This window comes from Variovorax sp. J31P207, from assembly GCF_030316965.1.
Taxonomy (GTDB): domain Bacteria; phylum Pseudomonadota; class Gammaproteobacteria; order Burkholderiales; family Burkholderiaceae_C; genus Variovorax; species Variovorax ginsengisoli_B.
The window spans coordinates 521,037-540,898 of sequence record NZ_JASZYN010000002.1 but is presented as its reverse complement, the minus strand read 5'-3'; the positions used below and the strand labels follow the sequence as shown (position 1 = coordinate 540,898).

18 protein-coding genes are annotated in these 19,862 nt (G+C 68.3%); 8 read left to right on the top strand and 10 right to left on the bottom strand.

Annotated features, from left to right (window positions below; translation table 11 throughout):
• Positions 1 to 90 precede the first annotated feature (90 nt).
• The gene (locus tag QTI68_RS08135) at positions 91 to 1,668 is read right to left on the bottom strand and encodes an AMP-binding protein (RefSeq protein WP_286520850.1); all 1,578 of its coding nucleotides are present in this window, start codon (positions 1,666 to 1,668) and stop codon (positions 91 to 93) included.
• 160 nt (positions 1,669 to 1,828) lie between these two features.
• Between QTI68_RS08135 and QTI68_RS08130 the strand changes: the two genes are divergently transcribed.
• The 3 genes from QTI68_RS08130 to QTI68_RS08120 are packed head-to-tail and all read left to right on the top strand — an operon-like array spanning position 1,829 to position 5,441.
• Entirely contained in the window at positions 1,829 to 2,734 is a 906-nt protein-coding gene (locus QTI68_RS08130; RefSeq protein ID WP_286520849.1) for a dienelactone hydrolase family protein, read from the top strand.
• 41 nt (positions 2,735 to 2,775) lie between these two features.
• Positions 2,776 to 3,702: an alpha/beta fold hydrolase gene (locus QTI68_RS08125; RefSeq protein WP_503011646.1), complete on the top strand. Its 927-nt coding sequence runs from the start codon at positions 2,776 to 2,778 to the stop codon at positions 3,700 to 3,702.
• Between the two features lie 17 nt (positions 3,703 to 3,719).
• Positions 3,720 to 5,441, top strand: coding sequence for an IlvD/Edd family dehydratase (locus QTI68_RS08120; protein WP_286520847.1), 1,722 nt, complete (start codon positions 3,720 to 3,722; stop codon positions 5,439 to 5,441).
• 15 nt (positions 5,442 to 5,456) lie between these two features.
• Here QTI68_RS08120 and QTI68_RS08115 read toward each other — a convergent pair whose 3' ends face one another.
• The 5 genes from QTI68_RS08115 to QTI68_RS08095 form a co-directional block, all read right to left on the bottom strand.
• The gene (locus tag QTI68_RS08115; RefSeq protein ID WP_286520845.1) at positions 5,457 to 6,482 is read right to left on the bottom strand and encodes a YeiH family protein; all 1,026 of its coding nucleotides are present in this window, start codon (positions 6,480 to 6,482) and stop codon (positions 5,457 to 5,459) included.
• Between the two features lie 6 nt (positions 6,483 to 6,488).
• Positions 6,489 to 7,715 carry a porin gene (locus QTI68_RS08110; RefSeq protein WP_286520843.1) on the bottom strand — a complete coding sequence of 409 codons (1,227 nt, stop codon included), beginning with the start codon at positions 7,713 to 7,715 and terminating at the stop codon, positions 6,489 to 6,491.
• Between the two features lie 77 nt (positions 7,716 to 7,792).
• Positions 7,793 to 8,539: an SDR family NAD(P)-dependent oxidoreductase gene (locus QTI68_RS08105; RefSeq protein ID WP_286520841.1), complete on the bottom strand. Its 747-nt coding sequence runs from the start codon at positions 8,537 to 8,539 to the stop codon at positions 7,793 to 7,795.
• A gap of 39 nt (positions 8,540 to 8,578) precedes the next feature.
• The gene (kce, locus tag QTI68_RS08100) at positions 8,579 to 9,514 is read right to left on the bottom strand and encodes a 3,5-dioxohexanoate:acetyl-CoA acetone transferase (protein ID WP_286520840.1); all 936 of its coding nucleotides are present in this window, start codon (positions 9,512 to 9,514) and stop codon (positions 8,579 to 8,581) included.
• A gap of 10 nt (positions 9,515 to 9,524) precedes the next feature.
• Complete coding sequence (locus tag QTI68_RS08095) at positions 9,525 to 10,496, bottom strand: quinone oxidoreductase family protein (protein WP_286520839.1); 972 nt, start codon at positions 10,494 to 10,496, stop codon at positions 9,525 to 9,527.
• 191 nt (positions 10,497 to 10,687) lie between these two features.
• Between QTI68_RS08095 and QTI68_RS08090 the strand changes: the two genes are divergently transcribed.
• From QTI68_RS08090 to QTI68_RS08075, 4 genes are all read left to right on the top strand, one after another.
• A complete protein-coding gene (locus QTI68_RS08090; protein WP_286520838.1) occupies positions 10,688 to 11,656 on the top strand; it encodes a Bug family tripartite tricarboxylate transporter substrate binding protein in 969 nt (322 codons plus the stop codon).
• 36 nt (positions 11,657 to 11,692) lie between these two features.
• Positions 11,693 to 12,661 carry a Bug family tripartite tricarboxylate transporter substrate binding protein gene (locus QTI68_RS08085; protein ID WP_286520837.1) on the top strand — a complete coding sequence of 323 codons (969 nt, stop codon included), beginning with the start codon at positions 11,693 to 11,695 and terminating at the stop codon, positions 12,659 to 12,661.
• A gap of 32 nt (positions 12,662 to 12,693) precedes the next feature.
• Positions 12,694 to 13,536: a TauD/TfdA dioxygenase family protein gene (locus QTI68_RS08080; protein ID WP_286520836.1), complete on the top strand. Its 843-nt coding sequence runs from the start codon at positions 12,694 to 12,696 to the stop codon at positions 13,534 to 13,536.
• Between the two features lie 67 nt (positions 13,537 to 13,603).
• On the top strand, positions 13,604 to 14,674 hold the full coding sequence (locus tag QTI68_RS08075) for a beta-keto acid cleavage family enzyme (RefSeq protein ID WP_286520834.1): 1,071 nt from the start codon (positions 13,604 to 13,606) through the stop codon (positions 14,672 to 14,674).
• Positions 14,675 to 14,689: 15 nt separating this feature from the next.
• Here QTI68_RS08075 and QTI68_RS08070 read toward each other — a convergent pair whose 3' ends face one another.
• Both QTI68_RS08070 and QTI68_RS08065 read right to left on the bottom strand, forming a co-directional pair.
• Positions 14,690 to 15,718: an AraC family transcriptional regulator gene (locus QTI68_RS08070; RefSeq protein ID WP_286520833.1), complete on the bottom strand. Its 1,029-nt coding sequence runs from the start codon at positions 15,716 to 15,718 to the stop codon at positions 14,690 to 14,692.
• Between the two features lie 22 nt (positions 15,719 to 15,740).
• On the bottom strand, positions 15,741 to 16,670 hold the full coding sequence (locus tag QTI68_RS08065; RefSeq protein WP_286520831.1) for a LysR family transcriptional regulator: 930 nt from the start codon (positions 16,668 to 16,670) through the stop codon (positions 15,741 to 15,743).
• Positions 16,671 to 16,785: 115 nt separating this feature from the next.
• Between QTI68_RS08065 and QTI68_RS08060 the strand changes: the two genes are divergently transcribed.
• Positions 16,786 to 17,556 carry an SDR family NAD(P)-dependent oxidoreductase gene (locus tag QTI68_RS08060; RefSeq protein WP_286520830.1) on the top strand — a complete coding sequence of 257 codons (771 nt, stop codon included), beginning with the start codon at positions 16,786 to 16,788 and terminating at the stop codon, positions 17,554 to 17,556.
• Between the two features lie 10 nt (positions 17,557 to 17,566).
• Here QTI68_RS08060 and QTI68_RS08055 read toward each other — a convergent pair whose 3' ends face one another.
• Together QTI68_RS08055 and QTI68_RS08050 are read right to left on the bottom strand one after the other, a co-directional pair.
• Positions 17,567 to 18,220: an aspartate/glutamate racemase family protein gene (locus QTI68_RS08055; RefSeq protein WP_286520829.1), complete on the bottom strand. Its 654-nt coding sequence runs from the start codon at positions 18,218 to 18,220 to the stop codon at positions 17,567 to 17,569.
• A gap of 19 nt (positions 18,221 to 18,239) precedes the next feature.
• Positions 18,240 to 19,691 (bottom strand): MFS transporter, encoded by a 1,452-nt coding sequence (locus QTI68_RS08050; protein ID WP_286520827.1) that lies wholly within the window; start codon positions 19,689 to 19,691, stop codon positions 18,240 to 18,242.
• Positions 19,692 to 19,862 lie beyond the last annotated feature (171 nt).

The following is a 19,862-nucleotide window of genomic DNA, read 5'->3' as shown; positions in this document are numbered from 1 at the left end:
CGTGGGGTGACAGTGAGAGCTCACAACGGTCACGCATGCTAGACCATCGGCCACCGCGCGTGGAGGCGTCGCTTTGCCTGACGGGCACGGTCAGTCGCGCATGCGCACGGCGTCCTGCTGGCGCAGCACGCGGCGCAGGATCTTGCCGGCCGGCGTCTTCGGTATGGCCTCGCACAGCACCACGTCGCCGAGCTGCTTGTAGGCCACCACCCGCTCGGCGACCCAGGCCTTGAGGTCCGCGGCGGCCAGGGCGCCGCGCGCCACGACGTAGGCCACCGGCATCTCGCCGGCACGGTCGTCGGGCCGGCCGATCACCGCGGCGTCGGCCACCTGCGGATGCGTATACAGCAGGGCCTCCAGCTCTGCCGGGGCGACCTGGAAGCCCTTCACCTTGATGAGCTCCTTGAGCCGGTCGGTGACGGTGAGGTAGCCGTCGGCATCGATGGTGACGAGGTCGCCGGTGCGGACCCAGCCGTCGTCGGTGAAGGTCGCCGCGGTGGCTTCCGGCTGGTTCAGGTAGCCCTTGAAGGCCTGCGGGCCGCGGAACCACAGCTCGCCGGACTGGCCGCGCGCCACGTCGGCGCCGGTCGCCGGGTCGACCACCCGCGCCTGCGTCCCGGGCAGGATCTGGCCGCTGGTGCCGGCGTGGATCCGGTCCGGGTGGCTCACGGTCACGCAACCCGAGGACTCGGTCATGCCGTAACCCTGCAGCACCTTGCACTTCAGGCGTTCGGCGACCTTGTGTTCCAGCGCGGCGCCGAGCGGTGCCGCGCCGCTGCCGATCACTTCGAGCGACGACAGGTCGAAGTCGTCCACCATCGGGTGCAGTCCGAGGAAGTGCATCACCGGCGGCACCACGGCGAGGCGCGACACGCGGTAGGTGGCGATCGCCTTGAGGAAGGCTTCAGGCTCGAAGCGCGGCACGGTCACCAACCGGCAGCCGGCGACCAGTCCGCACAGCGTGATGATGGTGAAGCCGAAGATGTGAAACATCGGCAAGAAAGCCAGCAACACCTTGTCCGGCGGGTGCGCATAGGCCTGCAGGTACTGGCTCACGTTGGCGACGATGGTGGCGTGCGTCAGCATCACGCCCTTGGCCATGCCGGTGGTGCCCGACGAATAGGGCAGCGCGGCCAGCGCGTCGGGGTCGATGTCCGGCGCCGGTTCGGGATCGGTGCAGGCCATCAGCGACGCGAAGGCCAGCGCGCCCTCGGCTTCGCCCAGCACCACCACGGTGGCCCCGCCGGCCAAGGCCGCGGCTTCGCGGACCGTGGGCAGCAGGGTCGGCAGGGTGAATACGAAGCGCGCGTTGGCGTCGCGCATCTGGTGCGCCAGGTCGGCCGCCCCGTACATCGGGTTGGCGCCGCTCACGACGCCGCCGGCAGCCATGGCGCCGAGCGCGGCGATCGGCCACTCCGGCGAGTTCGGCGCGAACAGCAGCAACACATCGCCGGGCTTGAAGCCCTGGGCCGCCAGGCCCGCCGCGAAGCGGCCGATCGCGTGGTCCAGCGCGCTGGAGCTCAGTTCGCGGCCGCTGGCGGCGTCCACCAGCGCGACCGCCTCGGGCCTTTCGCGCAAGCGTCGGCGAACGAACGCCGGCACGGTGGTCCGGGCCAATTCGCCCGTGAGCGCAGGCCCTTCGATGATGCCGTGGCTGCTGTGGTCCATGTGCGTCCTCCTTCGACTCGCCGCCGAGGCGCCGGCGCAAGTGTCTGTCGCGCCGCACATTACGCGCACCCGCGGACCGCGTCCAGACCCCGCGCGAAGGCCGTCGCACGCCGTTCGGAATTGCGGCTTATGCTCCGGGATCTTTTTCCAAGGAGCACCGATGCAGCCACGCCTCACAGCCCAGGACTTCGACCAGGAACTGCTCATTCTTTTCGACGCCTATGTCCACGGCAAACTGGACCGCAGAGGCTTCCTCGGGCAGGCGCAGAAGTTCGCCAAGGCGGGCGTCACCGCCGCCGGGCTGCTCGCCGCGCTGAGCCCCGATTTCGCGGCCGGCCAGCAGGTGCCGCCGGGCGACCCGAAGCTCAGGACCGAGCGCGTCGACTATCCCTCTCCCGCCGGCAGCGGCACCGTCAGGGGTTACCTGGCGCGACCCGCCGCCGCCGGCGCCACCCGCCTTCCCGCCGTTCTGGTGATCCACGAGAACCGCGGCCTCAACCCGCACATCGAGGACATCGCGCGGCGCCTGGCGCTGGACGGCTTCATGGCCTTCGCGCCCGACGCGCTGTCCCCGCTGGGCGGCTACCCCGGCGACGAAGACAAGGCCCGCGACGCCTTCGCCAAGCTGGACCAGGCCCATTCGCGGGAGGATTTCGTGGCCGCCGCCAATTGGCTGAAGGCGCGACCGGATGCCACCGGGAAGTTCGGTGCGGTCGGCTTCTGCTACGGCGGCGGCATCGTCCACGTGCTGAGCACGCGCATGCCCGACCTGAACGCCGGCGTGCCGTTCTATGGCAACGTGCCGGCGCCGGCCGACGCCGCCAAGGTCAAGGCGCCGCTGCTCGTGCACCGGGCCGCCGTCGACGAGCGCATCAACGCCGCATGGCCGGCCTACGAAGCGGCGCTCAAGGCCGCGGGCGTCAGCGTCAGTGACTTCCAGTATCCGGACACGCAGCACGGCTTCAACAACGACACGACGCCTCGCTACGACGCGGCCGCGGCCAAGCTCGCCTGGGCCCGCACGATCGAGTTCCTCAAGCTGCAACTGGGCGGCGCCGCCGGCTAGGCGTGTTCACCCTCATCCCCTGGAGCTTCACAAACATGACCATCCGCCATGCGTTTTTCCTGGCCGCCCTGCTCGTCGCCGGGCTCTCGCTGGGCCAGGCCGCCGCCGCGCAGCCCGTGCTGCCCAGCGGCTTCAAGACCCGCACGGTCGACGCGCAGGACGGAACGAAGCTCTTCGTTCGCTCCGGAGGCGCCGGCCCTGCGGTCGTCCTCATCCACGGATTCGGCGACACCGGCGACATGTGGGGGCCCCTGGCCGGGCAACTGGCCAAGACGCACCTGGTCATCGTGCCCGACCTGCGCGGCATGGGGCGCTCGGCCAAGGCGAGCGGCGGCTACGACAAGAAGTCGCAGGCCGCCGACATCCGGGCAGTGGTCACGGCTTTCGGCCAGGACCATGCGGCGGTGGTCGGCCACGACATCGGCACCATGGTCGCCTACGCGTACGCGGCGAGCTATCCGGACAAGGTCGACAAGCTGGTCGTGATGGACGCGCCGGTGCCCGGCATCGCGCCCTGGGACCAGATCATCCTCTGGCCCGCGCTGTGGCACTTCAATTTCGGCGGCCCCAATGCGGAGCGGCTGGTGGCGGGGCGCGAGCGCATCTACCTCGACCGCTTCTGGAACGAGTTCGCCGGCGATCCTTCCAAGATCGACGAAGCGACCCGCCGGCACTACACGAAGCTCTATGCACAGCCCGGCGCGATGCGGGCATCCTTCGCGCAGTTCAACACCATCGCGGCCAAGGATGTCGCCGACAACCTCGCGTTCTCGCGCAACAAGCTGCCGATGCCGGTGCTGGCCATCGGCGGAGAGAAGTCCTTCGGCCCCAACATGGCGACGGTCATGCGCAACGCGGCCACCAACGTGCAGCAGGAGGTGGTCCCGAACGCAGGGCACTGGCTGATGGAGGAAAGCACCGAGACGACGGTCGGCCTGGTCGACAAGTTCCTCGCCGTCCCGCAGTAGGGTCCCAGGCGAGCGCCATGGACCCGAACCCGACCGGCCTCAGGAAGGGCCTGACCAGCTACGGCGACCAGGGCTTCTCCCTGTTCCTGCGCAAGGCCTTCATCAAGGGCGCGGGCTACACCGACGGCGCGCTCGACCGTCCGGTGGTGGGCATTGCCAGCACGGGCAGCGCCTACAACCCCTGCCACGGCAACGCGCCCCAGTTGCTCGAGGCGGTCAAGCGCGGCGTCATGCTGGCCGGCGGCCTGCCGATGGAATTCCCGACGATCTCGATCCACGAGAGTTTCGCCGCCCCCACCAGCATGTACCTGCGCAACCTCATGTCGATGGACACCGAGGAAATGGTGCGCGCCCAACCGATGGACGCCGTGGTGCTGATCGGCGGCTGCGACAAGACCGTGCCGGCGCAGCTGATGGGCGCGGCCTCGGCCGGCATCCCGTCGATCCAGCTCATCACGGGCTCGATGCTGACCGGCAGCCACCGCGGCGAGCGCGTCGGGGCTTGCACCGACTGCCGCCGCTACTGGGGCCGGTTCCGCGCCGGCGAGATCGACGACGACGAGGTGGGCGAGGTCAACGACCAGCTGGTCGCGAGCGTCGGCACCTGTTCCGTGATGGGCACGGCCAGCACCATGGCCTGCATCGCCGAAGCCCTGGGGATGACGGTGCCGGGCGGCGCCTCGCCGCCGGCGGTCACCGCCGACCGCATGCGGGTGGCCGAACAGACCGGCACCCGGGCCGTGCAGATGGCGCGCGACGGCCTGTCGATCGACAAGGTTCTGACCCCGGCCGCCTTCGAGAACGCGATGCGCGTGCTGCTCGCAATCGGCGGCTCGACCAACGGCATCGTCCACCTGACCGCGATCGCGGGCCGCATGGGCCTGGACGTCGACCTGGACGCCCTCGACCGCATGGGCCGCGAGACGCCGGTGCTGCTGGACCTGAAGCCCTCGGGGCAGCACTACATGGAGGACTTCCATCGTGCCGGCGGCATGGCCACCCTGCTGCGCGAACTCAGGCCGCTGCTGCGGCTCGATGCGCTGACCGTGACCGGCCGCACGCTCGGCGAGGAGATCGAGGCCTCGGGGCCCGGCTTCGCGCAGGACGTGGTGCGGCCCATCGCGCGCCCGATCTACCCGCAGGGCGGCATCGCGGTGCTGCGCGGCAACCTGGCCCCGGGCGGCGCGATCATCAAGCAGTCGGCGGCGGACGCCCGGCTGATGGAGCACGAAGGCCGGGCGGTCGTGTTCGAGAACCTCGAGGACCTGGCCGAACGCATCGACAGCGACGACCTGGACGTCGCGGCCGACGACGTGCTGGTGCTGAAGAACATCGGCCCCAGGGGCGCGCCCGGCATGCCCGAGGCGGGCTACCTCCCGATCCCGCGCAAGCTCGCACGGGCCGGCGTGAAGGACATCGTGCGCATCTCCGATGGCCGCATGAGCGGCACCGCCTTCGGCACCATCGTGCTGCACGTCACGCCCGAGTCGGCCATCGGCGGCCCGCTGGCCCATGTGCGCAACGGCGACCGGATTCGCCTGAGCGTGCAGTCCCGCGAGATCGCCCTGCTGGTGTCCGACGAAGAGCTGGCGCGCCGCGCCGAGGCCTCGCCGGTGGTGGCGCCGACCGCCGGGCGCGGCTACCGCAAGCTGTTCCTGGAGACCGTCACGCAGGCCGACCAGGGGGTGGACTTCGACTTTCTGCGGGCCGCGAAGACGATGGGGAAGGTGCCGGAGTAGACACGCAGGCGGCGCTCACCCCGGCGCGGCGCCGCCCCAGTGCAGCCAGGCCATCACGAGCAGCGCCAGGAACACCGTTTCGCCGACCATCAGGGCGATCGGCTTCCATCCCACCGTGGCGAGTTCCTTCAACTGGGTCTTCATGCCGATCGCGGCGATCGACGTGACGAGGCACCATTGCGACAGGTCCATGCCCGCCTGGGCCACGGCCTTGGGCACCCAGCCCGTGCTGTTGATGGCGACCAGCAGCGCGAAGGCCAGCGCGAACCAAGGCAGCAGCGGCGGGCGCGGGCCATCGACCGCGCCGCCCTGGTGCGCACGCGTCATGAAGCCCGCGAACGCGATCACGGGCAGCAGCATCGCGACACGCAGCAGCTTCACGAAGGTGGCGGCATCGCCGGTGGCGGTCGACATGCCGTAGCCGGCACCCACCACCTGGGCCACGTCGTGGATCGTGGCGCCGAGGAAGATGCCCGCCTGCACCGGATCGAGGCCCGCCGCGCGCACGATCATCGGATAGACGACCATCGCCAGCGTCGACAGCGCGCTGACGCCGATCACGGTGAACAGCGTGGCGCGCTCGCGCATCGGGTGGTGCGGCATCGCCGCGGAAAGCGCCATGGCCGCCGAGGCGCCGCAGATCGCGACCGACCCGCCCGTGAGCAGGCCGAAGAAGCTCCGGTAGCCCATCAGCCTGGCGACCCCGATGCCCAGGCCGATGGTGAGCGCCACCGAGGCCACCACCATCACCACCGGATGCCAGCCCATGGCCGCGATCTGGCCGGTGGTGATGCGCAAGCCCAACAAGGCCACGCCGATGCGCAGCACCTGGCGGGCGGTCCACTCGATGCCCGGGGTGCAGGAGCTGTCGGCGGAAAGGAAGTTCATCGCCATGCCGAGCAGCAGTGCGAAGAGCATCACCGGCGCGCCATAGTGCTGCGACAGGAACATGGCGGCGGCGGCCACGACGGCGCTGGCAAGCACGCCGGGGAAAAGCTGGCGTCCGAGCGCCGGCCAGCCGGTCAGGGTCAGTGCGGTCATCGGCGGTCAGAAGATGTGGCGGATGCCGAGGTCGTAGCCGGTCGACGACTGCGCGGTCGGCACGGAACCATTGATCGGCTTCGCGTAGAAGGCCGGTCCGCCCACCGTGAGGTCGGCGCCGTTCGAGTTGTCGATTCGTGCCACGGTCGCGTACAGGGCCGTGCGCCTCGACAGGTTGTACACGTAGCCGAGGGCGAACTTCTCCGACTTCGGATCTGGCGACAGGCCGGGGATGAGCTGGCTCAGGGGGGTGACGTTGTTGTACTTGACCTGGGTGTAGACGGCGCGGATCAGGCCGGGTCCGACCGGCACGGTGGCGCCGACCAGGGCGCCGTTGGCGCCCGGGCTGGTGAAGCCGAAGGCGTTGGGCAGCGGCGGGATGCCCGAGAAGTCGGTCTTCAACTTGTTGTGCGAGTACTCGCCGAACAGCTTGACGACGCCGAAGTCGTAGGTTGCGCCGAGGTTCCAGATGTCCAGATTGGTCGTGGTGCCCTGGAAGAACTGGTCCCCGATGGTGCTCCGGCCCGCCGCCAGGGCGACGTCCAGCGGACCGTTGGCGTAGCCGAAGCGCCCGCCCACATAGCGGCCGGCGCGCTGGCTGTTGGGCACGTTCGGCGTCAGCGTGCCCGGGTCGTACTTGGTCGCCTCGTTGAAGGCGTACATGAGTTGGCCGTAGAAGCCGCCCAGGTTCGGCGGCAGGAAGTAGCCCACCGAGTTGGAGGCACGCAGGTAGTTCGGATTGCCCTGGAAGCCGTTGGCCACCTGGCCCGGCGAGTTGAAGCCGCTCGCGGTCGCGATCAGGTTGATGCCCACGCCGTTCGAGGTGAACGGATCGGCCACGGCGTCGTTCCAGAAGGTGGGCGTGTAGTCCCGGCCGAGGCGGACCTCGCCCAGGACGCCCGACAGGCTGACGGTCGAGCGGCGGTTGAAGGCCAGGCCACCGCTGGGCGTGACGCCGTTGCCGGTGTCGCTGAGCAACCCGGCTTCGAGCCAGAAGCTGGCCGCCGCACCACCGCCCAGATCCTCGGTGCCGCGGAAGCCCAGGCGGCTGCTGGCATAGCCGCCGCTGTTCTGTCCCGTGCTGCTGGTGGTCACGCCGACGCCGAACGGCGTCTCGGCCTTGTTCGAATAGCCGCTGACCGTGGCGTCGACGACGCCGAACAACGTGACGGAGGACTGGGCGGAAGCGCCGCCGGCGGCGAGGACGGTCAAGGCGACCAGGGTTCTTTTCATTGGAGTCTCTTTGGTTTTGGAAAAAATGCGGGCGCGAAAAAAGTCGTGCGCCCTCGGGCCAAGTCCTCGAACGGGACCTACATGGCGGTCTTGCCCCCGTTGACGGCGAGGATCTGGCCCGAGATGTACCTGGCGCGGTCGGACGCCAGGAACACCACCGCATCGGCGACCTCTTCCGGCGTGCCGATGCGACCGGCCGGGATCGCTGCGGCGACAGCCGCGATCTTCTCGGCCCCGCCGGCGATGCGTTCGAGCATCCCGGTGTCGATCGGGCCGGGGGCCACCGCGTTCACCCGCACGTTCGACCGTCCCGCCTCCAGTGCGGCAGACTTGGTCAGGCCCTCGATCGCGTGCTTGCTGGCCACGTAGATCGGGTTCTGCGGGTTGCCGCGGCTTCCCATCGTGGAGGAAAGATTGACGATGGCGCCCTGCCGCTGCCGCAGCATCACGCGCAACTGGTGCTTCATGCTGAGAAAGGTCCCCAGGACATTCGCATCGAAGGTCGCCGAATAGGATTCGACCGTCTGGTCCACGATCGAGCCGGGCGTTCCTTCCGTCCCCGCACTGTTCACGGCAACGTCGAGCCGTCCGAAGCGCGCGACGGTGCGCTCGACCAGCGCGCTGACTTGCGCCTCATTGCTGACGTCGGCGGCCACGAACTCGGCCTCCACGCCCAGCTCACGGAGTTCGGCCACCAGCGCGGCGCCGGCCGTGGCATTGCGGCCGGAGCACACCAGCCGGGCGCCTTCGCGAGCGAATGCGAGCGCGGTCGCGCGGCCAATCCCGGCCGTGGCGCCGGTGATCAAGACGACAGGTTCAGTCATCACAAGTTCCTTGTTCGGTGTTCGGGCGCAGGCAGCGGATCAGAAGGCAACCGCATGCCGGCCTTTGAGTTGCAGCATCTCGCGTGTGTCGGCGGGTGTCGCGATCTCCAGGTTCAGCGATCGCAGGGTCGAGACGATGCGCTGCACCTGCTGGGCATTGCTCGTCGCCAGCCGGCCCGGCCCGTCCCAGAGCGAGTCCTCGAGTCCGACCCGGACGTTGCCGCCCATCGAGGCGGCCATGGCGGCGAGCGGGAACTGGCTGCGGCCGGCGCCGAGCACCGACCAGTAGTAGTCCTTGCCGAACAGGCGCTCCGCCGTCCTTCGCATGTGCATCAGGTCGTCGGGGTGCGAGCCGATCCCGCCCAGCAGCCCGAAGACCGTCTGGATGAAAAAGGGCGGCTTCAGGATGCCGCGGTCGATGAAGTGCGCCGCGGTGTAGAGATGGCTGGTGTCATAGCACTCGATCTCGAAGCGCGTGCCGTTGTCGGCGCAGGATTCGAGGATGTAGCGGATCTCCTTGAAGGTGTTGCGGAACACGCGGTCTTCCGAGCCTTCGAGATAGGGGCGCTCCCAGTCGTGCTTGAATTCCTTGTAGCGGTCCAGCATCGGATAGAGGCCGAAATTCATCGAGCCCATGTTCAGCGACGCCACCTCCGGCTTGAGCTGCAAGGCCGGCTGCAGCCGCTCCTCAACCAGCATGTTCGGCGCGCCGCCGGTGGTGAGATTGACGACCACATCCGAGCGCTCGGCGATGACCGGCAGAAAGGCGCGGAACAGCGCCGGGTCCTGCGACGGCTGGCCGGTCTCGGGATGGCGCGCATGCAGATGGACGATCGACGCGCCGGCTTCCGCGGCCGCGATCGCCTCCCGGGCGATCTCGTCGGCGGTGATCGGCAGGTACGGCGACATGGTCGGCGTGTGGATCGCGCCGGTGACCGCACAGGTCACGATCACCTTGCTTTGGGGTGCTGCCATGGCGCGTCGCTCAGGCCACCAGCACGGTGGAGCCGATGGTCTTGCGTCCTTCGAGCGCGCGATGCGCTTCGGCCGCATCGGCCAAGGCGAAACTCTGCCGCGGTTCGCTGACGATCCGGCCGGCAAGCACATGGTCGAACAGCTCGCGCGCCATGTCGAGCATGTGCGAGCGGGGCTCGATGTAGTGCCTCATCGCCGGGCGCGTGAACCAGATCGAACCCTTGGTCGCCAGCAGCCCCGTGTTGAAGATCACCGGGCCCGACGACGTGCCGTTGCTCACCATCGTGCCGCGAAGCTGCAGGCAGTCGAGCGAGGCTTCCAGCGTGTCCTTGCCGACCGAGTCGTACACCACCGGCACGCCCTTGCCGTCGGTGATCTCGCGCACCCGCTGGGCGATGTTCTCGCGCGAGGTCACGATGGTGTGGGCGCAGCCGTTGGCCTTGGCGATGGCGGCCTTCTCGTCGGTGCTGACGGTGCCGATCATCGTCACGCCCATGGCGCGCGCCCACTGGCAGGCGATCAGGCCGACGCCGCCGGCGGCCGCGTGATAGAGGATGGTCTCGCCGCCCTTCAGCGGGAACACCTGGCGGAACAGGTACTGCGCCGTCATGCCCTTCATGATGAGCGAGGCCGCGGTGCGGTCCGGGATGCCATCGGGCAAGGGGATCAGCACATTGGCAGGCATCACGCGGGCCTGCGAGTAGGCCCCCGGCGGTCCCACCAGATAGCCGACCCGGTCGCCCACGCGGATGTCGGTCACACCGGGCCCCACGGCCTCGACCACGCCCACCGCATCGGTGCCCAGGCCACTGGGCAGCGCCTGCGGATAGAAGCCGGTCCGGAAGTAGATGTCGGCGAAGTTGACGGCGACGAAGCTGTGGCGAACGCGGGCCTCGCCGGCGCCGGGTTCGCCGACTTCGACGTCCTCGAATTTCAGGACATCGGCGCCCCCGGTTTCGTAGAAGCGGATGGCCTTGGTCATGGTGCGTCTCCTCGTGAATGCATGTGGAGCGGCGATTCTTGCGGGCCCGTTCCGCGAGCGGAAGCCCGCCGCCGCGAATGACCCATCTCGACAAGTTGATGTCCCATAAAAGCAAGTCTCGAGCGCCGCTGCGTCGGATACTGAAGGCGTCGGCAGCCCATGACCGGCACGAGGAAGAACTGGAGACAAAGATGAGACTGAAGCTGTTTGCGCGCCCTGCCCTGGCGCTGGTCGGATGCTCGCTGGCGTTCGGCGCCTGGGCCTTCGGCGACAAGCCCTTGAAGGTGATCGTTCCGGCACCGGCGGGCGGAACGACGGACATCGCCGCCCGCGTGGTCGGGCAACAGATGTCCGTGGACATCGGCCGGCCGGTGATCGTCGAGAACCGCCCCGGTGCGAGCGGATCGATCGGCCTTCATGCCATGCTGCAGGCCGCGCCCGACGGCGACACGATCATCGTCGGGCCGAACAACCTGCTGGTGGAATCGCCGCTGGTGATGAAGGTCCCGTACGACCCGCTGAAGGACATCGTCAGCATCGCGAGGGTGGCCAAGACCAGCTATGTGCTGGTGACGGGTGCAGGCTACCCGGCCAAGGACTTCCAGGGTCTCGTCGCACACCTGAAGTCGCGCAAGGGCAAGTCCAGCTTCGCCAACTATGGCAACGGCACGACCTCGCACTACTCGGGACTGATCTTCAGCGATCGGGCCGACCTGGGCATGCAGAACGTGGGCTATGCCGGATCGCCGCCCGCGCTTCAGGACCTGATCGGCGGCCAGGTCGACATCATGTTCGACGGCATGGCGACCTCCCTGCCGCTGATCAAGGGCGGCAAGCTCCGCCTCTACGCCGTGTCCGGCAAGAGCCGGTCCGGCTATTTCCCCGACGTGCCGACCATGACCGAGCTCGGCTATCCGGAGATCCAGTTCCAGGGACAGATCCGCTTCTACGGCTCCAGCAAGCTGCCGGCCGACGTGCTGGCGAAGCTGCAGGCGATCGTCAAGAAGGCCGCGGATGCACCCGCGGTGCAGAAGAAGCTGTTCGACGTGGGACTGGAGCCCGACGTCAGCGTGGACACGCCGGCCATGCTCGCCGAAGACAAGGCGCTGTACCAGCGCAACACCGCGATCGTGAAGAAGTTCGACATCCAGCTGAACTGATGCGCACATCCGTCATGAAATGAACCGGAGACAAAGATGAAACTGAAGCAACTGGCACGCGCGGCCACGGTGTCGATCGGATGTTCGCTGGCGCTCGGCGCCTGGGCATTCGGCGACAAGCCCTTGAAGGTGATCGTGCCGGCACCGCCGGGCGGAACGATGGACGTCGCCGCCCGCGTGGTCGGGCAACAGATGTCGATCGACCTCGGCCGGCCCGTCATCGTCGAGAACCGCGCCGGCGCAACGGGGTCGATCGGACTCAGCGCCCTGCTGAAAGCCGACCCCGACGGCAACACGATCGCGATGGGGGCGATCAACCTGCTGGTGGAAGCGCCGCTCGTGATGAAGGTCCCGTACGACCCGTTGAAGGACATCGTGACGATCGCCAGGGTGGCCCAGACCAGCCGCGTACTGGTGACCGCTGCCACCAATCCGGCCAAGGACTTCCAGGGTCTTGTCGCACAGCTGAAGACGCGCAAGGGCCAGACCAGCTTCGCCAGTTTCGGTACCGGCACGTCGTCGCACTACGCGGGCCTGATCTTCAGCGACCAGGCCGGATTGGGCATGCAGCACGTCGGCTACCCGGGGTCGCCGCCCGCGCTTCAGGACTTGCTGGGCGGCCAGGTCGACATCATGTTCGACAGCCTCCTGACTTCGCTGCCCTTGATCAAGGGCGGCAAGCTGCGCGCCTATGCCGTGGCCGGGAAGAGCCGGTCGCGGTATTTCCCCGAGGTGCCGACCATGGCCGAACTCGGCTATCCGGACATCCAGTTTCCGGGACAGGTCAGCTTCTATGGCGCCAGCAAGCTGTCGCCCGAGGTCCTGGCGAAGCTCCAGGCGGCCATCAAGAAGGCAGCGGACGCGCCCGCGGTGCAGCAGAAGCTGATCGACCTGGGGCTGGAGCCCGACGTGAGCATCGACACGCCCGCGATGCTCGCCGAGACCCGGTCGCTGTTCCAGCGCAATGCCGCCATCGTCAAGAAATTCGACATCCAGCCGAACTGACCGGCATCACGCAACCCCAGGAAGAACGAGCCATGAAGATCAGTCAAATCACGCCCGCCATCGGGGCCCGGGTCACGGACGTCCACCTCGGCGAGGCGTCGCGCAACCCCGAGACCTTCGCCCTGATCAAGGCCGCGCTGCTGAAGCACAAGGTGCTCTTCTTCCGCGGCCAGGAGATCACGCGCGCCGACCACGAAGCCTTTGCACGCTGCTTCGGCGAATTGGAGCGCCACCCCGTGCTCAACAGCGATCCCGAGTACCCGGGACTGGCGCTCATCTATCGCAGCGAGTCGAGGCACAGCTACGAGAACGTCTATCACTCCGACGGCCTGTGGCGCAAGAACCCTTCGATGGGTGCCGTGCTGCGCTGCATCGAATGCCCGGAGATCGGCGGCGACACGATCTGGGTCAACATGGTCCAGGCGTACGAAGAACTGCCGGAGGAGACCAAGCAGAAGATCCTGAAGCTTCGCGCCAAGTCCAGCATCGAGCCTTCGTTCGGCGCCGTCATGTCCCAGGAAGACCGCATCCAGCTGGACCGGGACAACCCGCCGGCAGAGCACCCGGTGGTGCGCACGCATCCGGAAACCGGCGAGAAGGTCTTGTATGTGGGCAGTTTCACCACCCACTTCGTCAACCACAACACGCCGGAGAACATCCGCCACGGCATCGACAAGACACCCGGCGCATCGCTGCTGCTGAACTACCTGCTCAGCCGCGCCAGCATTCCCGAATACCAGGTGCGCTGGTCCTGGCAGCCCGGCGACGTGGCCGTCTGGGACAACCGCAGCACCCAGCACTATGCGGTGAACGACTACTGGCCCGCACCGCGAAAGATGGAGCGCGCCGCCATCGTGGGCGACGTTCCGTACTGACGCTTTCGACACCACTCCCTCCCCTTCGACATTCTCGACACCCCCATTTCAACGCGGAAAGAACACCATGAACTTCCTTGACGGCCACCTGTACCCCGAGAACCAGCAGCCCCTGATCATCACGGCCGCGCCCTATGCGCCGGGCTGGATTCCCGCCGACTTCCCGGAAGACATTCCGGTCACCATGGAAGACCAGATCCAGAAGGCAGTCGATTGCTACGAAGCCGGCGCCACCGTGCTGCACCTGCATGTGCGCGAAGAAGATGGCAAGGGCAGCAAGCGCCTGTCCAAGTTCAACGAGCTGATCGCTGGCGTGCGCGCTCGCGTGCCGGAGATGATCATCCAGGTCGGCGGCTCCATCAGCTTCGCGCCTGAAGAGGGCCAGGGCGCCAAATGGCTCAGCGATGACACGCGGCACATGCTGGCCGAACTCCAGCCGAGGCCCGACCAGGTCACGGTGACCGTGAACACGTCGCAGATGAACGTGACGGAGCATGCCGGCCTGGACGACTTCAAGGGCGTTTCACGGGGATTCCCGCACCTCTATGCAACCTACAAGGACATGGTCGTGCCCTCGAACCCCAGCTGGGCCGAGGAGCACATCCGGCGCCTGACGGCCGCCGGGATCCAGAGCGAATTCCAGGTCTACAACATCAACAGCTTCGAGACCATCGAGCGGATGATCCGCCGCGGCGTCTACAAGGGTCCGCTGGTGATGAACTGGGTCGCCATCAGCGGCGGCATGGACCAGGCCAACATCTACAACCTGGCCAACATGCTGCGTGCGGTGCCCGACGGCGCGGTGGTCACGGTGGAAAGCTCGGTGCTCAACGTGCTGCCCATCAACATGATCGGCATCGCCCTGGGCCTGCATGTGCGCTGCGGCATCGAGGATGTGCTCTGGAACCAGACCCGCACCGGCAAGGCCAGCACGGTCGACCAGATCAAGCAGCTGGTGCGCATCTCGGGCGAGTTCGGCCGTCCCATCGCGACCGCGCAACAGGCGCGCGAGATCATGCAGATCGGGGTCTTCTACGACACGGCCGAAGAGACCCTTCAGCGCAATGGCTTCGCGCCCAATCGCAATGGAGGCAACCAGGGCTTTCTGCGCAAGCCGGACGCCGATCTCGGCCGGTGACTCCGTCGGGCCGGCCTAGGCTTCCTGGGTCGCCGCTTCGGCCGCCTGCTTGCTCCATTGCGATGGACTGCAGCCGAACAGATGGTGGAACCAGTGGCTGAAGCTGCTCGGACTGGCGAAGCCCAGCAGCTCGGCCACCTCGCTGAGCGGCAGGTCGCTCTCGCGCAAGTGGCGCTTCACCAGATCCGAACGCACCTGGTCCAGCAAGACGCTGAAGGTGAGGCCCTCGGCATCGAGTCGACGGTGCAGCGTGCGGCGATCGACGCGCAGGTGCCGTGCAATCTCCTGCGCCGAGCAGGTGCCCCCGGGCAGCAACGCCAGGATGAGCTGGCGACAGGTTTCCTGCACGCTTTCGCTGCGATCCCTGAGCGCCGCTTCCAGGTACTTGCGCGCGAAGCCCGCCGCCACCGGGTCTCCGGGCTCACGCGGCTTGGACAAGTCGGTCGCCAGGCAGACCAGGCCGTTGAATTCCTGATTGAACTTGACGCTCCGCCCGAAGAATGCCCGGTGCGCGGAGACGTCCGCGGGCGGGCGATGGGTGAAGCGGACTTCGAGCGGCCGCCAATGCGCACCGATCAGATCGCCCAGCATGCGGAACATGGTGCCCACGGAGAGTTCCACCGACTGCCGCATCTGCAGCCCGGGGCTCGGCAGCAAGTCTTCCCGGATGATGACCAGGCTGCCGGTGTCTTCGACCCGGACGATCAGCGACGCGTTCACCAGCTTGAGGTAGCGGCACAGCGTGTCGAGGGCGTGCCTCGGCGTGGGCTCCTCCCGTAGCACGAAGCTGATCGGCCCGAGGGCGGAGAGCTTGCGCTGGGCCGCAAGACGCAGCGCCAGGTCTTCCGTCCTGGTGGCACGCGCGGTGATCTCCAGCAACTCGCGCGCGGCGTCCCTCGGGATCAGCGTCTCGGGATCTTCGAGGAACCTGGCCTGCAGCCCCACGGTTCGCATGAACGCATTGGGGTCCCGGCCGAGAGACCTCACCAACTCGACGTAGCCGATCAAGGTGGCGCTGCGCACGAGTCGAGCGATATGTCTCATGGGGTGGCTGCCATTATCTTCGTCAGGCGCGCGACGGAGCGGCCGCACCTGCCTCGCCGAGGTAAGGCTCGACCACCTGCGTGAGCCAGTTCAGCACCGCCTTCACGCGCGGCGCCAGCTGGCGCCGGTGCGGGTAGAGCAGGGACACCGGCATCGGCGCCGCAGTGAGGTGGGGCATCACCTCCACCAGCAGGCCGGCATCGACCAGCCGCTGCGTGCCATGCGCCGGCGCCTGGATCAGCCCCAGGCCTGCCAGGCAGGCGGCCTGGTAGGCATCGGTGCCGTTGACCACGATCGCGCTGCGCATCGGATGCACACGGATCGCGCCGCCCTCCTCCTGGTACTCCCAGCCCGCGCCCTGCACGCCGAGCTTGGGCGCGTAGTGCACGATGCGGTGCCGGGCCAGGTCGGCCAGCGTCTTCGGCGTGCCGTTGGCACGCAGGTAGGCCGGACTCGCCACGTTGCGCATCGTCATCATTCCCAGCGGCCGCGCGACCAGGTCCGCGTCGACCAGCGGCCCGACGCGCAGCACGCAGTCGAAGCCTTCCTGCACCAGGTCGACGCGGCGGTCGGTGGTGCTGATGCCCAGCTCCAGCAGCGGATGCGCCGACAGGAATTCCGGCAGCCGCGGAATGACCAGGTCGCGCGCCAGCGAGTTGGGCAGGTCGATGCGCAGGCGGCCCCGCAAGCCGCTGGCCGCCGGCTGGAACATGGCCTGCAGCTGGTCCGCGTCGGCGATCAGCTCCTGGCCGCGTTCGAGGAACTGCTCGCCATCGGGCGTCAGCCGAACGCGGCGCGTGGTCCGCTGCAGCAGCCGCGCGCCGACCTGGGCCTCGAGCCGCTGCACCACCTGGGAGACGCGGCCCTTCGCCATCCCGAGCTGGTCGGCGGCCTGGGTGAAGCTGCCGAGTTCGGCGACCCGGGCGAAGATGCGGAGCTGGTCGAGATCCATTTCTTGATTGTCCTCTCTAGAAGAACAGTCCGGTAGATTTTCGACTATTTATCGTTCTTCGGTGAACTTCTAAAGTCAGGCCATCCCAACCCTCCAGACCCAGGACGACACCGCCATGAACACCCCCACCACCCCCCGCATCGCCCTTGTCACCGGCGCCAGCCGCGGCCTCGGCCGCAGCACCGCCCTGAAGCTGGCCGAGCAAGGCAGCGACCTGATCCTCACCTACAAGGGCAGCGAGGCCGAGGCCCACGCCGTGGTGCGGCAGGTCGAGGCGCTCGGCCGCCGCGCGGTCGCGCTCCAGCTCGACGTGGCCGACAGCGGCAGCTTCGGCGGCTTCGCCGAACGCGTGAAGGCCGCGCTGGCCGGCACCTGGCAGCGCGCGCACTTCGACCACCTGGTCAACAACGCCGGCATCGGCGTGGCGGCGCCCTTCGCGGAGACGACCGAGGCGCAGTTCGACCTGCTCGCCAACATCCACCTCAAGGGCACCTTCTTCCTGACCCAGAAACTGCTGCCGCTTATCGCGGACGGCGGGCGCATCGTCAACACCTCGACCGGCCTGGCCCGGTTCACCTTCCCGGGCTACGCCGCCTATGCGGCGATGAAGGGCGGCATCGAGGTGCTGACCCGCTACATGGCGAAGGAACTGGCCCCGCGCGGCATCACGGTCAACACCATCGCGCCGGGCGCCATCGAGACCGATTTCCGCGACGGCGCGGTGCGCGACGACCCGCACGCCAATGCGCAGATCGCCGGCATCACGGCGCTGGGCCGGGTCGGCCAGCCCGACGACATCGGCGGCGCGGTCGCGGCGCTGCTGTCCGACGGCAACCGCTGGCTCACCGGCCAGCGCATCGAGGTGTCGGGCGGGATGCTGCTCTGAGCGCCCGGCGTCAGTGGGGCGCCAGGCGTGACATCAGCAGCCGCATGGCGGCCGGAATGGGCGCGATCACCGGCACGGCAAAGCGCCCCTGGAGCCCGATCGCCGCCTGCCCCAGCGGCCCGCCGCCGATGATCACGGCCTCGGCGCCGTCGTCGTCGATGGAGCGCTGCACGGCCCGCGCCAGGGCCTCTTCGAGCGCCAGCGGATCGGCCGCGAGCTGGCGCGGATCGCCGTCGGTCAAGCGGATGCCGGCGTAGACGGCGAGCAGGCCGAGGGCGCGGGCCCGACCTTCGATCGGGCCGACCAGGTCCGGTGTCACGGTCGCGATGCCGAAGCGCCGGCCGCCGGCGCTGGCCTCGCGCATCGAGGCTTCGGCGATGCCGACGACGGGCACCCGGGAGACGGCGCGCACGCGCTCGATGCCCGGGTCGCCGAAGGCGCTGATGATCACGCCGGCCCAGTGGGTCCCGCCGCCGCGCCAGGTGCGCTCGACCTCCAGCGCGGCCGCATCGAGCTCGCTTGGGTTGACGATCATCGGCGGGCCATCCTGCGCGGTCCGGCCTTCGACCCGGTAGCCCGGGGGCGCATCGCCGGCGGCGATCGCCACCATCATGGCCGTGGTGGCGGAGGACGAATTCGGGTTGATGAGCAGGATCTCTTGCATGGCGTCTGCGGGTTGGATGTCAATTCGCCTGCGGCGCCGCGACGACGGTGTTGGCAGGCGCGGCGTCGTCCGACAGCGGCAGCGCATCGGGCGACTTGCCGTAGGTCTCGGGCACGCTCTGCACGCTGATCACGAAGACCGCGTACATCGCCGCGGCCAGGCCGAACACGCCGACCAGGCCGAAGGCATCGAACAGCCGTCCGGCCACCAGCGGCATGAAGGCGCCCGCCGCAGTGCCGGTCGCGAGGATGAAGGCGGTGCCGAAGGCGCGCACCCGGGTCGGATAGAGCTCGGGCGCGAAGATCCAGATGGTGGTGTTCAGCAGCAGCACGAAGAACTGGAACACCGCGCCCGCGATCAGGATCACCACGATGCTCTTGGCGACGAAGCCGATGGTCAGGGCCGCCATGCAGGCGCAGACGGCGCCGGCGGTCAGCACCCGCTTGCGCGGGAAGTGGAAGCCGAGCAGCGACGCGGCAATGGCGCCCAGCAGGCTGCCGCCCTGCATCACCATCGTGAAGAGCAGGCTCTTCGACATGCTGTAGCCCAGCGCGACGAGGATGGTCGGCATCAAGGTCAGCACCGAGATCTGGGCGCCGTAGGTCATCCAGATCGTGATGCACAGCGGAATGGTGCGGCGCGCCAGCGCGCCGCGGAAGATCTCGGTAACGCGCACCTTGACCTTGGCCTTCGGCGCCGCGGCGCCGTCGTCGCTGATGTACTGCTGCTGCGGCACGTTGCGCGCCGTGAGCCGGCCCGAGGCCAGCCGCGACAGCACCACATTGGTCTCCTTCACGCGGCCCTGGGCCAGCAGGAAGCGCGGCGTCTCGGGGATGTAGCGGCGATAGAAGGCGCCCAGCAGCGCGGGCACCATCAGGCAGGCGAACAGCCAGCGCCAGGCGTTGTCGCCCGGGAACAGCCAGAACACCAGCAGGCCGAAGCCGGGCGCGAGGAAGTTGCCCAGCCCGCCGGCGCCGACGTTGACCAGGCCGACCGCGGTGCCGCGGAACTTGGTCGAGCAGAACTCCGACAGCATCGTGACCGCGATCGCGATCTCGCCGCCGAGGCCGAAGCCGACGATCGCGCGGCCGATCGCCATCACCGTGAGGTTCGGCGCCAGCGCGCAGACGCCGGCGCCGAGCGTGAACAGCAGCAGGTCGATGGTCAGCATCACGCGGCGGCCGAAGCGGTCGGCGATGTAGCCCGAGACGATGCGGCCCACCGCCGCGCAGGCGAAGGTGACGGTGTTGAGCAGCCCGATGTCGGACGCCGTGAGCCCCCACTGCTCCTTGAGCATCGGGCCCACGATGCCGACCGCATTCTGCTCGAAGCTGTCGAACAGGCAGCCGATGAGGATCAGGAAAATGATCGTGTGATGCGAGCGCGTGACGCCGATCGTGTCGAGCGCCCGGTCGAGCTCGGCGACTCGGGGTGAGTCGGTCCCGGAAGAGAGTACAGGTCCACCAGCCATTGGGAGGCTCCTTGTCGAAGGATTGACGTGCTCGGCGCTGCTCGGAATCGCGTGTCGGATGCTAGATCGAGGCGCCTCGGATTGCCATATGGATTTCACCTATATGGTGCGTGTGAAATTGAAATTTCATTCGCAAAGGAGCATATGCAAGCGCCGTGCCAATCTCATCTG